This is a genomic window from Bradyrhizobium sp. ORS 111 (assembly GCF_045571485.1).
Lineage (GTDB): Bacteria > Pseudomonadota > Alphaproteobacteria > Rhizobiales > Xanthobacteraceae > Bradyrhizobium.
This window is the reverse complement of the sequence record NZ_CP120701.1, coordinates 1,466,049-1,479,124: the sequence shown is the minus strand read 5'-3', so window position 1 is coordinate 1,479,124 and position 13,076 is coordinate 1,466,049. Positions and strand designations below refer to the sequence as shown.

At 60.1% G+C, this 13,076-nt stretch carries 10 protein-coding genes and 2 pseudogenes; 2 read left to right on the top strand and 10 right to left on the bottom strand.

The window, feature by feature from the left end:
* Positions 1 to 357: 357 nt before the first annotated feature.
* From P6U30_RS06870 to P6U30_RS06830, 9 genes and pseudogenes are all read right to left on the bottom strand, one after another.
* Positions 358 to 591, bottom strand: a complete 234-nt coding sequence (locus P6U30_RS06870; RefSeq protein WP_407168701.1) for a hypothetical protein — start codon at positions 589 to 591, stop codon at positions 358 to 360.
* A 692-nt stretch (positions 592 to 1,283) separates the two neighbouring features.
* Positions 1,284 to 3,272 carry an AI-2E family transporter gene (locus tag P6U30_RS06865; RefSeq protein ID WP_407168700.1) on the bottom strand — a complete coding sequence of 663 codons (1,989 nt, stop codon included), beginning with the start codon at positions 3,270 to 3,272 and terminating at the stop codon, positions 1,284 to 1,286.
* 218 nt (positions 3,273 to 3,490) lie between these two features.
* The gene (locus P6U30_RS06860) at positions 3,491 to 3,724 is read right to left on the bottom strand and encodes a hypothetical protein (RefSeq protein WP_407168699.1); all 234 of its coding nucleotides are present in this window, start codon (positions 3,722 to 3,724) and stop codon (positions 3,491 to 3,493) included.
* A gap of 232 nt (positions 3,725 to 3,956) precedes the next feature.
* On the bottom strand, positions 3,957 to 4,175 hold the full coding sequence (locus P6U30_RS06855) for a hypothetical protein (protein WP_407168698.1): 219 nt from the start codon (positions 4,173 to 4,175) through the stop codon (positions 3,957 to 3,959).
* Positions 4,176 to 4,302: 127 nt separating this feature from the next.
* Complete coding sequence (locus P6U30_RS06850) at positions 4,303 to 4,554, bottom strand: YhjD/YihY/BrkB family envelope integrity protein (protein WP_407168697.1); 252 nt, start codon at positions 4,552 to 4,554, stop codon at positions 4,303 to 4,305.
* 76 nt (positions 4,555 to 4,630) lie between these two features.
* Positions 4,631 to 5,134: pseudogene (locus P6U30_RS06845) on the bottom strand (YihY/virulence factor BrkB family protein); the annotation flags it as partial.
* 250 nt (positions 5,135 to 5,384) lie between these two features.
* Positions 5,385 to 6,473, bottom strand: a complete 1,089-nt coding sequence (locus P6U30_RS06840) for a DUF3618 domain-containing protein (RefSeq protein ID WP_407168696.1) — start codon at positions 6,471 to 6,473, stop codon at positions 5,385 to 5,387.
* Positions 6,451 to 7,119 (bottom strand): phage holin family protein, encoded by a 669-nt coding sequence (locus tag P6U30_RS06835; protein WP_407168695.1) that lies wholly within the window; start codon positions 7,117 to 7,119, stop codon positions 6,451 to 6,453. Before P6U30_RS06835 ends, P6U30_RS06840 begins: the two co-directional genes overlap by 23 nt.
* A gap of 2,235 nt (positions 7,120 to 9,354) precedes the next feature.
* Positions 9,355 to 9,531, bottom strand: coding sequence for a DUF3606 domain-containing protein (locus P6U30_RS06830; RefSeq protein WP_407170380.1), 177 nt, complete (start codon positions 9,529 to 9,531; stop codon positions 9,355 to 9,357).
* A gap of 693 nt (positions 9,532 to 10,224) precedes the next feature.
* Between P6U30_RS06830 and P6U30_RS06825 the strand changes: the two genes are divergently transcribed.
* Complete coding sequence (locus P6U30_RS06825; protein WP_407170379.1) at positions 10,225 to 11,601, top strand: carbohydrate porin; 1,377 nt, start codon at positions 10,225 to 10,227, stop codon at positions 11,599 to 11,601.
* Here the strand turns inward: P6U30_RS06825 and P6U30_RS06820 are convergent.
* Positions 11,598 to 12,461: pseudogene (locus tag P6U30_RS06820) on the bottom strand (NRAMP family divalent metal transporter); the annotation flags it as partial. The gene P6U30_RS06825 and the pseudogene P6U30_RS06820 sit on opposite strands and share 4 nt — an antisense overlap.
* Between P6U30_RS06820 and P6U30_RS06815 the strand changes: the two are divergent.
* Positions 12,384 to 12,770, top strand: coding sequence for a PRC-barrel domain-containing protein (locus P6U30_RS06815; RefSeq protein WP_407168694.1), 387 nt, complete (start codon positions 12,384 to 12,386; stop codon positions 12,768 to 12,770). The pseudogene P6U30_RS06820 and the gene P6U30_RS06815 overlap by 78 nt on opposite strands.
* Positions 12,771 to 13,076: the final 306 nt, after the last annotated feature.

The window sequence follows — 13,076 nt, the reverse complement described above, 5'->3', positions numbered from 1 at the left end:
CGCTAGATTGAATTGCGGGCCCGGATCGCTACCGACCTGCGTGCGCATGAACCACCCACACCACGCGCCTGGGCGGCCTAGATGTGTATTGTTTCGATGATGGTGATGGTTGCGCGCCTCTGCAGATGATGTGACGGCTGAAAGCATGACGACTGCAGCCAGGAGTGTACGCATTACAAAGGTCCTTCGGGTTAGGGCAGATCATCCTTTTCGGGGGAGCGCAGTGACAAATCTGCAATGTGGTACCGAGGCGATCAGAAGCCGCGACGGAGCGAAATTGAAGCGGGAACTTAGCCCATTCGAGCGCTGTGGCTAAAATAAGGCAGTTATCTTGTTCGGAGAGTGCTGTCGCCTCTATTAGCCACCGCCGATCATCGCCTTGAACTTAGCCGCGCGCTCAGCGCGCTGATGGATCTCGCGGCGACGACCGCGTTCTGCATCCAGCATCTCGCCCGCGATGGCCGCGTCAATTACCTGATCGACCTGCTCGCTCGTGAGCGTACCATGCTCGACGAGCGCATCAGTCAACGCCGTCACGACGCCGAGATGCGACCGGATCAACGCCTCAGCCTCGGCCTCCACGTAGCGCAAGAACGTATCCACAGCCGGCCCGCGCAGACGACAGACGCGAGCGCCCTCGCCTCCATGTTGTCATGCTCGGCGCCAAGAACGGCAGGTCGGGAAACGTGACGCGCTCGCACACGTTACCCGCGACCAACTCCAGGCACATTATCTGCGCGCATGCAACCTCCTTGTCGTGCTTGATGCGCCGCGAGCCGATCATCAGCGGGCCGATCTCCTCGCAGATATTGACGAGTTCTTCGGTCGTGGCAGGCTTCGGAGGAGATTGGCAATCGTCAACAAATTTGAGGGAAGCTGACGACGACGACGCGCCGCTACGAACGCAGTGGGCAGCAGACACATCATTAGGAATGATGGTGACGTGCTCGACGAATGAGCCGACCGCGCTCGCGACATAGGCGTGCCTGCTTTCATGTGCAGCGATGCGTCGCGTGTATTCTAGCGGGCGAGCGGCCTTCACAAGCGAATAGTCATTAGAGTGACGGTCATTTTGTTCCTGCTCAAACCGCTTGTAATCGCGTCGTCGACTCGTTCTCTCGACATCATCTGGAGATGCTGGAGCGTAGCTACCGAATTCTGGGCGAGAGCGCCACCATCTCGGTCGAGCAAGGTGGGGCGGAGCCTGGACAGGGCGAAGAACCAAAGGATTGGCTAGGCTCGATCCTGACGAACGGGTCGGCGCTCGATCGCACTTCTTATTATCAGTGGATCTCAGGTTCGTCAGTCCGCGTCATCTCTTTGTCGGCTGAGGAAGAGGTCGGATGCAGCAGGCGAGGACGCGCCATTGTGCCCTTCTCCGCTTCTTCCACGCATGCATCAACTGCCTCTCGGAGCGAAGTGACGTAGTAGTCGGCGCCGACCTCCGCCCTCGTCTTATCGTTTTGAAGCACCTCCTCGTCTGCCGGCCACAGTCCAACCAGGATGGGAATGTTATTGGCACGACGTCTAAGCCGCTGCAAAAGGTAGCGCAGATGCGAAGGATTGCCACGAATGTCCAAGTAGGAAATGCAGATCATCGCCACGTCGATGAGGTCCAGAGTCGCGATCGCATCGCGCGAAGCGGCCTGATAGCTCGCCACTTTCGCCCCGAGCCCATGTTTTTCGAGCAATTGCGCTAACATCGCGGCTGCCGAGTCGTCTAGAGGCCCCTTGCCCGCAAGGCATAGAACCGGCGTCGGCCCCCTCCAGCCCGGCACAAGCATGCGCGTATTCGATACCGCCAGAGGCGGAGCGCCTCTCGATAGCTGTCTTTGGTCCTTCGGCACGCCCGCAGGCTGTTGCTCCGAGCGCGGAGGATCGCGATCATCGTAATCCGCAAGCTCATCGATCAGACCCTCGATCGTATTTCTCACTTTTTCGAGCTGTCGATGACCGATCACGCCGCGGCGGGCGTCGTTCGCGGCGAGTTGCAGCCCTTTGAGCGCCACTTCATCATAGTAGGAGGACAGCGACCGCTCTTTGAGGAGAAGCTCGGCGTGGTCTTGGGCCTCGTCCGCATCTCCCGCGAGGATGCGCTGGTAGAAGCTCTCGACCGGCGTGAGCGGGGGCCGATCGCCCAGCAACACGTCCAAGAACTCGAGCCGATCCACGTACCTGCCGAGCACGACGAGGCAAAGCGTGAGCGGCATCGAAAGGACAAGTCCGACCGAGCCCCATAACCAACTCCAGAATATCGCGGAAACGACGACCGCGAACGGGGACAGGCCAGTGCTATGTCCATAAAGAATGGGCTCAACGCCCTGGCTCACGCAAAGCTCGACGATGACGTAAAGCGCAATCGTCCAGATCGCAATCGACCATCCCGGGTCGACCGCAGCCGCCAATGCGGTTGGAAGGACCGCAGAGATGAAGGATCCGATATAGGGCACGAACCTCAAGAGTCCGGACAAAATCGCCCACAAGATCGGATTGGGAACGCCGATCAGAACGAGACCTACCCCGATGACGATTCCGAATGCGGTGTTCAGGCCCAGTTGCGCCAGGAAGTAGCGGCTGAGCCGCTTCGCCGCGTCATCCATTGCCACCGTTGTCCGATGCAGGTCGGTCGAACCAAACAGCCGGATCATACGATCGCGGAGATCTTCCTTCTGCAACAGCAGGAAGATGGCGACAACCACGATGATGCCGAGCGTGGCAAACGGCGAAAGAACGGGAGACAGGTACTTTCTAAGCAAGCTCACTGGCGTAGTCGCCGGAGCCCCTGAGCCCTGAGGCTGGCCGCCCTGCTCGACTGGGGCTCCTGCGGATCCAGGCGGCTCGGCCGAGCGCTGCGGCGACCCGAGCTTAGGGTTGTAGCCTGCGCGTTCGAATACACCTGACAACTTGTCGAGCGCGTAGCCGCGGACGCTTTCGACTTTCTTCTCGATCGTCACGGCATATTCGGGTGCCTTACCTGCCAACTGTGCCACTTGGGTGCCGACCACGGTGCCTATCAGGGCGATCACTGCGATCGCAAGGAGGGCCGCCATCAACACCGACGGGACACGACCTAGCCTCAGCCGTCTGAGCAAGTTGACCAGCGGGGAGAGGACGAAGGACAGGAGTATCGCGACGGTGATGGGCACCAGCACTTCCCGCGCGAAGTACAGCGCCGTGACCACGACGGCGCCGACCTGAAGCGACAGGATGGATGTTACGGTCGGCCCTGATGCGGCCGGGACACTCTCATCTGCCGAAGGTCCGGGGGCCATCAAGTTTTCCAATGCGAGCCTTGTCCCATTCCGACGTGGAACTCGGAGGCTAACGGATCGTTCCTCGAAAGGTTAGTCGCGCCTCTTGCCGCGAGCGCCGACCTGGGTCGCGCTCGATCCGCATGACGGCCGTTAGGAGCGCGACGTGGCTTTCGCCCTCAAATCGAGATCAATCGCGCGGGAAGATCTAGATGCGGCTCTCGGATGGGATTTTATCTTCATCGCTTCAGCCGTTGTATCATCCTCTCCAGCGGCTTCAGGTGCGTCAGTCCGGACACGACAAGTTTTTGCTTGTCGGTCTGGCCCGCCGCGACCTGACTGAAGATGTGGTCGGTGAGCGTCTTGGGTGCCTGGACCACTTCGCCGTGGTCGCGTTCCTTGAACGTTTCGTAGATCGCCATGACCTTCTCCATGGCCGATTGAACCACCGTGGTTTCGAGTTCATCAGCCATCGCGCGACCTAGCGCTCTGCGCGCGTGGCTCCGAGAAGGATCGGAGCGTTGTCGGCTCGTCGCCAGCAGCCGCCGTCCTGGTAACCGCTGCGGATACCTCACGCGGATTTCGGGCGGATGCGAGCTTGAGTTCGGCGGCTAGGCCGCATCGGCCGGGCGCCGAACTGCCGGCATTTTTCGAGGAGGTTTTCGGTCTCGATCACTTGGCAGCTCCCGGGGTGGGCGCGGACGTTCACTTGTGGTCCGAGGGCGGCTGAGCCGAGTTCTTGTTGGCTTCGGCCTTGTTGGCCGCGTGGTGCCCGATGGCACATCCTGCGACGGCGCCGAGCTTGCCATATGCAGCCATGTGTTCCGCGACACCGCCGATCACAGCGCCCCTGATGCAACCTTTGGCTTGCGCTGCGGCACCGGAAGCGAGCGCTATTGCCGCAGAACAAACGTAGTTATCCATCCCATGACTGGTCTCGGGGGAGACAATCGCTGCCAAAATGGTGCGTTCCTGTCCGCATTGGCGGTCCCATTGCTAGGCCAGCGTCCTTCTCCCTCTTCCGCAAGTGCCGACGCGCAGTTCAGTTGCCTTACGAGGGTCCGACCGTATCCGCCATGGTCGCTCGCCTCGCGCCAATCTGCTTAGGAGCCCCGTCCGTAGTATCGCGAACGGTCTGGTGCTCCATCTTCGCATCGAGCTCGGCTCCGATTAGGATTACGATCGCGGACAGCCAGATCCAAGTCATGAAGCCGATCACGGCTCCGAGCGAACCGTAGTCTTGTTGTAGCTCCCCAAAATTCTGCGCGTACCAGGCAAACAGGACCGAAGCGACGAGCCACACTTGGGCAGCGCGCTTCCCAGGTGATCCAGCGCCACTTCGGCTTCTCGCGGGACGGCCCGAACCGATAGATGAACGCGAGCGCCAGACTGACCACGACGAAAAGCGCAGGCCATCTAGCCACCTGCGCTGCAAGCTCGGCCACGTCCGAAAGGCCGACGTATTTGAGGGCTATTGGAAGCGCCATCATCGCCGCGAGCGCCACGAGCACGAAAGCTATTCCTGCTGCCGTGAACGCGAGCGAGGCGGCATTGAGCGTGACGAAGCTGCGCTTCTCCGGTTCGGAATAGACGATGTTGAGCGTGTCGAAGATCGATTTCATCGCGGCGTTCGCGCTCCACAGCGATATCGCGAGCCCGACGATGAAGGTCAGTCCCAAGGTGCTGCCGCGCTGCGAGGCGACCCGCGCGAGCTGATCGTGGACGATGTCGAGCGCGCCGCCGAGTAGCACGCCCGACAGCGCGCCAACCTTGTCGCCGAGCGTCGCCGGATCGGTGAACAGGCCGTAGATAGCGACGGGCGCCGCGATTGCCGGGAAGATGGCAAGCAGCGTGTAGAACGTCACGCCAGCTGCCAGCGACATCACGCGATGTTCCGAGATGTTCTGATAGACCCGTAGCAAGATGTCCTTCCAGCCGCGTGCTGGGATTTCGGAGGGCGTGCTGGCCAGGCGCCCGCGCCCGTGGTCCGGTATGGCACGCTCCGATTGCTTGTTCGGATGGGTAGTGACTGCCGAAGATAGGCGCGGCCGGAAGCCCAGTGCCACCAAGCCTGCCGTAAGTGCGACAGCCCAGAGTGGCGGCCGCCCGACCGGGCCCGGGAGGTTTTTCGTGTCAGACTGGTGCATTGTCGGCGGTCCAAGGCTGCCCTTGCCGCTCCAGTTCGGACTTGTCGGAAGGCACGAGGGTTGGGCCATTGGCCTTCACCTCGCCGGCTGGTGATTGCTTCCCGTCTTTCATCTCGCCGCCGTTCCTCTGCTCCTCGTGTTGCTCCTTCGCCTGTTTAGCAGCCTCCTCCTTCGCCGCATCGAAAGCCCGCTCGCCGACTTTTTTTGCGGCCTCGAACTGCTCGGCACCGAACTCCTTCGCCCGCTCCTTGGCGTCGTCGCTCGCCTCTCCCATCAGCCGGCCCTCGGTTTCGCTCACTGGCAAGAGTGCGCCCATCAGGGCTCCGGCTGCCAAGCCAAGCCCGGCAAGAACCATCGGTTGCTCGCGGCAGAAATCGAGGAAGACGCTGGCGGACTGCAGCGTCCGTTGTCCCGCAGCTTTTGTGGAGACGGAAACTGCGGAAGCGGTGCGGTGTATGGAATCAGACATCACGTCCGCAGTGCCGCGCAAGGCATCGGCCGTCTGGTTTGCGGCCTGCCGAGTGGACCCCGCAATGGAGCCGGCGCGTCGACGGACGGAGTCAGTGGTATCGGCCATGGCCACTTGCGTCGAGTCAGCCAGCGTGCCGGCCGTCTCCCGAACGTCGCCGGTCATATCGGCAGCGGTGCGCTTGGCCTGCTCCGTGATCGAACCAAGACTCTCTCGGGCATCCTTGCGCAACCTCGAGGCCTTCTCGGTCCACTCGGCGCTCTTGGCGGAAGCCGCTTCGCCCGCTGCGCCTGCCGCGCTGCGCGGCGTACTCGCACCGTCACTGGCGCTGTGGCCGCTCGCGAAGCCGGAGCCGCCGGAGGTGCCACGAGGGCTCAGCATCAACCAGGCGAGCCCAGCGCCGACCAGGGCGAGGGCAAGTGGATTGGCGAGGGTCTGATCCTTGAGGTTGCGCGCGAATGCGGCCGCCGCGCCATCGCTCAGCCGGTCTGCCAGCTGCTCCACGACGTGGCCCGGCGTTATGCGCGCCTCAAGTTCATCCAGTGTACCGGCGATCTGAGACCGGGTCTGTTCGGTCTCTCGTTCAAGCTGCTCGACGTGGCTCATTGTTCTGACTCGCTTGTTGCTTGGCCACCGATGCATCGCGTTGGAGCTGGTGGACGGTTTTGCTGGGCATGACGTTTTCGAGCTTCAGCCGGCTAATGCCGATCAAAAGCAGAATGATCCCGATGATCAGCGCGGCTCCGCCGACGATCAGGGCGGACCAGTAGGACGCCATCCCATAAGCGCCGGTGAGTGCCGCGACGGCGGCCTGCAGCAAGATGACGAGGGCGGGAATCAGAAGCACCGCCCTACCGACGATGAGGACGAGGCCACGTGCGAGGCTCGCCATGTTCTCCGACACTTCTGCACGGGCAAGCTGCGCCTCCTTGCGCAAAAGCATGGTCAGTTGCGAGAACAGGTCGCCGATGATCTCGGGCACGGAACGCTGATAATTCGGAGTGGCCATAGTTAGTCTCCCCGGGGGCGCACTGGACGAGCTCTTCAGGAAGCGGGAGATCGCGAATCCAGCCACTACCGCACCGCCGAGCAGAGCCAAAGGCTCCCGCCGGCCCATATCGTTCAGAGTTCCCATCCGGTCCCGAATGTTGCGCTCACGAACCGCTTCGGTGCCCTGCTCGAGCCTTGAGGCGGCGGCGTGCACAAGCTCGGCGGCTTGAGGCATCTCCTTCGAGCTGATCCGCGGCGTCATGAACGGCCTTGGCCATTGCGCCGACCCGTTCGGCGCTAGCACTCTTTTGCCGCTCCGCGATATCTTCGGCCTTGGAGACTGTATCTGCCATTTGCTCGATCTTTTCCTCCTTTGCGGCGCAGCCCTTGGCCTGCACGAATTGTCCCTGACACCCAACAGGATCCGATCGACCATCGTTCCTGAGCGCCAATAACTGCCCAGAAAAATTCGTAAGAAGGTCCGGAAGCCGGCTCTGCTTTGGGAAAGACCGGAGCATTTTTAGGCTGAGAGGTTGAGCATCAATGGACGAAAGACCCTCGGCGGCAGGGGCGCCGCATCCCGCAATCTATTAACGTGGCCGAGACTGCAAAGGCCTTGCGAAAGCTTCCGGGCGACGAAGCTACCGGGCCACCATGAGCAGCAAACCCAGTCGCTCGGACCGGATGGAGGAGGCGAAAAGCCGAAGGAATGAGTAATGCAGCAACGGCGCCTCCGGGGCGCCGAGATGCTCGCTGATCCCCTAGTGGGGTGTAGGTCAGGGACCCGCTGTTCTGAAGAATTCCAAAGATCAATCGGTTGCGTGCGGCTCCCCAGAAGCTGCCCTACGGAGCGGGAGTCCAGACCGGCGAACGTTGGATCAATGGCCTGGCTCACCACGCAAGCGCGGAGGACCACCGCGGCCCGTGGGTCGCCGAGTTCAGGTCGCTTGTCTACTTGTTGATGAGACCCTAAGACCACCGACGCGGGGAAAGGTTGGACCAAGGTGGCAGATCACCCGCACGCGTCAGCAGTCTGTGTCTATTTTCGAAACTCGGCGCGCCTTTTGGGGCTGTCACTACAACTACTAACTAAACGTCCGTCGCCTGGGCGTGACTTTCGGCACTCCCGCGGCGCCACGGCTGGGTGACAGTGGAGACGCCCACCGCGAGGCAAGCGCGGTTTTTGACCAGCCCCAACTGCTACTCCGGGTCAAGATCGCGCCCTCTCGTGGGAAGGAGACGACGCAGTGAAGATCGCCTGGATTCTTCTGAGCATTACAGCCACGCTCGGTTGGATCGTCGCTATCTTCTGGGGCGTCAGCCAGATCTCGCGATGGCTGTTCTTTTCATGAGGCACTGCATCCTCTGACGAGACGGGCCGGCGTTAGCGAGACCCATCCGGACTGGCTTTCAACTAGTAGTTACCCTACAAGTACGCGGGCGCTCGCGTTCTTACCAACCGCATGGTGACGCACCGTGGCTTTCGAGACATGATAGGGATTAATAGCAGTTGATGATCCGACAAGGCCCCGATGCGTCCGGTCTAAAGGTTTTGGGGATTCCTGCATATTCGGGCCCCGTTGCATGAGCGACCTATATTGGTCGCCCTTGCAGAGTAACAGACATCTCTTTCCATTTGCCCACGTCTATGCGCGCCACCGCAAGTAAGGGCGCCCTACTCCAACACTCCCAGCCACGAGCCGCTAAAAGGACGAACATCTATGGCATCCCCGGGGACGATTATTCCGACGGGAAGCGACGGACGAGATCGGAGGCAAGATGGAAGCTTGTCAGCCCGCACAATTTGGAATTCGCAACCACGCTTCTTGAAAGCGTAAATGGCGGCGGCGCTGACACCCCATCTTCAGCGTTCCAAAAAAACGGACACGGTAGGACGTCCCTTTGCGCCCATGGCGGACGGCTGAGGGATCGAACCCCTATCCCTTCGCGCGACCCACGGTTCCAAGACCACTGTCAGACCATTCCGACGGGACCGTCCAATTGGTTGCCCGGCGCGACTCGAACGTGCGGCCTCCACCTTCGGAGGACGGCACTCTACTCAACTTTGTGTCCCAACCATCGCGACCGCAACACGCCGTTTCTATCATTTATCATTGGAGGCAATTAGAAACCGTCTTCTAAGCCTTGCGTTGCGTCGCATGGCCAAACTCACTGACAGATCGCCCAGGCCAAGCACATCGCCGCCGCGGTGATCGGAAAAGGCAGGAGCAGGCTCGAAAGGACGACCCAATTGGACCAATTGGAAATTTGGACAAGCTCACTTCATGGACAAGTTTTTCATCGCCATCGTTGTCGTAAGTGTCGCCGTCCTACTTGGCGCGTGCGTTTATATTATCATGCTTTGAAGCGAATTTGTATTACCGGCTTCTCCAGCAGCGCATCGCGAGCCGCAGTAGGCTGAAGGAGTGCAGCCTAACGTCGAGCTTCCCTAGCGCATTCAGCGCTCAATTTTCCACTCAGTCATCTTGACTTGGTTTCAAGTTGTTTCCAGTTCTTTTCGAACAGCTGAAGCGGAATTCCCAACCTTCTCGACGATCTTGAGAGGCTCGTCCTTTGAGACACTGAGTTCGCGAGCCCAGCATTTAACTTCGTCGGATGAGTGCAGATTGATCTTCGACCGCTCGAATTGCTCTTTTTTCGTAAGGCGCGCCATGCTCATCAATTCTCGCTCCAGACATACGTTCCTAACTAGGAACCGGTGGCCGCATTCGAGTGTTCATCGGACAGGAGGTGCGAACATTGCACAAGCAGCATGGAGACGGACCGGCTCCCCAATCGGCAGGAAGGGGCCGCGCAAGGCCAATCCGAAATACAAACGCCGGTCGCGTCAACCTTGGACCGACAAGGCTCCGCTCGTTGGCGAAGGCGAATACACCCACCGGAGTCATAAGCCTAAAGATGCAGCGGCCGAAAGCTTCGATCGCCAGCAAAGCACAACGCGAGGGCATCTCGCTGAAGCCCATCAATCGCTCGCCCTATAATCGCAAGAAGACGGCCAAGAGGGGGCGATAATAACGTTTCTCGGGCGCGGTCGCTTTGATCATCCCGCTCAAATCCGGCCGTTCGATATCCAGATTGATGTCATCCGCGCCATGGCCCTCATCCCTGCTCGCGCGATCACCGCTGGGGATGGTTTTCGCACACTCGACAGAGACGTTGCCGGCTGCGACGCAACAACAAATGTTAATCGGGACGTCAATTTATCCCATCCTCGAACTCAGGCGGGCCGCTTCAAACTATGGTACCGCTTTTGACAGCAGCAATCATTCGTAGCTGTTCGATCGCCTGGGCATATCGCTGGAGCTTCGTCTTGTCGCCGTCGAATCTGAGCGTGTCCGTCAGACGCATGGTCCAGGCCGTCGTAGCGGCGAGCCTTTTTCTAAGCTCCCACGCGTTCGCGCAAGACAAAAAGACCGATGAGGACAAGCCAGTCGATCCGGACACCGGTGAAAGCACGGTCGAGGAGAAGACGCTTGGGCTTCTGCCGAATCCCTTTCAGAAATATGGCATCAAATTCGCCGCCACTTATATCGGAGAGACTCTGGGGAATATCTCCGGCGGCTTGAAGCAGGAAGCAATCTACGAAGGTCGGCTGAATCTCGCGGTCGATGTAGACCTGCAGAAACTAGCCGGGATCGACAAGCTTACCTTTCACGCCAACATGTTCCAGATCCACGGCGAGGGATTGTCGCGCAACTCTCTTGGCAATTTCCTCGTCATCAGCGGCATCGAAGCATTGCCGTCGACCCGCCTTTACGAAGCCTACTTCGAGAAGCAGTGGGGCAACAAAGTAGTCTCGCTGAAGTTCGGTCAGCTTGCCGCCGATAGCGAGTTCTTCAATACCAAATACACGGATGTCTTCACCAACGCCTCCATGGGTTGGCCGGCGATCACATCGCTCGACCTACCCAGCGGCGGTCCCTCACCACCCTTGGCGGCAATGGGCACCCGACTGCTGGTTAACATCACGCCTCAGCTATCCATTCTTGGCGGTATCTTCGATGGCAACCAGGCAGGACCTGGTCCTGGCGAACCGCAGGAACGTGACCGCTATGGCGTCAACTTCCGCGTCAACGATCCGCCTCTCTTGCTGGGCCAAATCCAGTATGCCTGGAACAACAAGAAGGGCGATCCCAACCTAGCCGGTCAAATCAAGTTCGGCGGATGGCGGCACTTCGGGTCGTTCTCCGATTTGGAGCTCGCCAGCAATGGCGTCTCGCTTGCTTCACCGACCAGCAGCGGTGCGCCTCTTAGGCTGTCGGGCGACATCGGAGGATGGGCAGTCTTCGAGCAGAAACTCTATCGCGTGCCCAAGAGCGATGATCGCGGTATAGGCGTGTTCGCCCGCGTCTCCGGCGGCCCCGCCGACCGCAACCTGATCGATTTCTACGCGGACGCTGGGCTCGAATTGATCGGCCTAAGTGACAACCGGCCGAACGACAAGTTTGGCATCGCGGCAGGTTACGCGCACGTCTCGAAACGAGCCCAGGCACTCGATGCCGACTACCGGGCAGTTGTGGCCCCAGACTGGCCGGTGCGCCGCTTCGAAGGACTACTCACGGCCGTCTATCAATATCACGTGCGGGATGGCTGGACGCTTCAGCCCAATTTCCAGTACATTATTCATCCTGGCGGCGGAGCGACGGACCCTGCGGGGCCCATGCCGGGCAAGGTGCTCAAGAACGCAGTGGTCTTCGGGCTGCGTACAACGCTCAAATTCTAGGGCGCGGAGCTCATAAACATTGTGGCTGCCATGCCGATGATGCAAAAGCCCATCGCGAGCGTCGAGGCCCAGCCCAACCAATAAAGGGCCCCCTCCACAACCAACTTCCCCATCACTTTTGTCCTGCGAACGAGCATCATCAACATGACCATCACCGGTCCCGCAAGAACGCCGTTGATGACCGCGCTCCAGTAAAGCGCCTTGATCGGATCCAAGGCGGTGAAGTTCAAACCGATACCGCAAAGACCCGAAAGGCCGAGCACGGCATAGAATGCGACGGCCTCCTTCGGCTTGCGCGCAAGGCCCACTTTCCACCGGCAACCTTCCCCGACGGCATAGGCTATCGATCCGGCAAGTACAGGGACCGCGAGAAGCCCCGTCCCGATGATGCCGAGTGCGAAGACCAGCTCGGCCAGCGGGCCCGCAATCGGCTTCAAAGCCTCGGCGGCCTGTGCCGAACTTTCGATATCGGTCTTGCCTTGAGCGTGGAGCGTCGCCGCCGTCGTGATGATGATCGCGATCGCGATCACGTTCGACAACGCCATTCCAACCCTCGTGTCGCGGCTAATTCGCCAGAATTCCTGCTTGGCTTCCGACCTTTGATCCTTGAGCGGCTTCTTATTGCCATCAATGCGCTGCGCCTCGGCCTCCTGCGACGATTGCCAAACGAAGAGATAAGGCGAGATCGTCGTTCCGAGAATCGCAACGAGCGTCGTTAAAAACTCCGGGCTCCGGCGAACCGTTGGGATAAGAAGCCCTATTGCGGCTTCGGTCCACGGGACATGGACGACCGCCAGCGCGATGACATATGCAAAGAGACTCAGCGAGAGCCACTTGAGAACCGCCACATAGCGACGGCGCCCGGTGAAAGCTGGACCGTCACAAACTACTACAAGCAGGCCGTTTATGATCCGAAGGAAAGCAAGATCGGCGACATTGACGATGTCCTTGTCGACAAGTCCGGCAAGATCACAGGGCTTGTCGTCGGCGTGCGCAGCTTTCTCGGCGCCGGCGAAAAGGACGTTATCGCCCCATTCGGGTCCGTGAAGGCGGCAAAAAAGAACGACAAATGGTGGCTGATCCTCGACGAGACCAAGGATGACCTGAAGCAGGCCCAGGGATTCAAATACGATAAGGCGAACACCACTTGGGTGTCAGACAAGAAGTAGCGCTGCAGCGCTACAAGAAGTAGCGCTGCAGCGCCGGATCGAACGAGTCTGGTTACTTGGCATCGCTGTGTTGTCGTCGGGGATACAGTTGGCCGGCAGCGCCGGCCAGAACCTACCAAATCGGCGGGCCGGCTTCTGATGACCTCGTCGGGCCATCATGGCGTGAACGGCGACAGCAGGTCCAGACATTGACAGGCCTTACGGTCGGCGACGCAGAGGGGCGTGTCGATCGGGCGATTGCGAGCTCGAGCACTGTGGTTGCTCACGCACGGCGCAGCACAATCATCCTGGCTGTTCTCGGGGGCG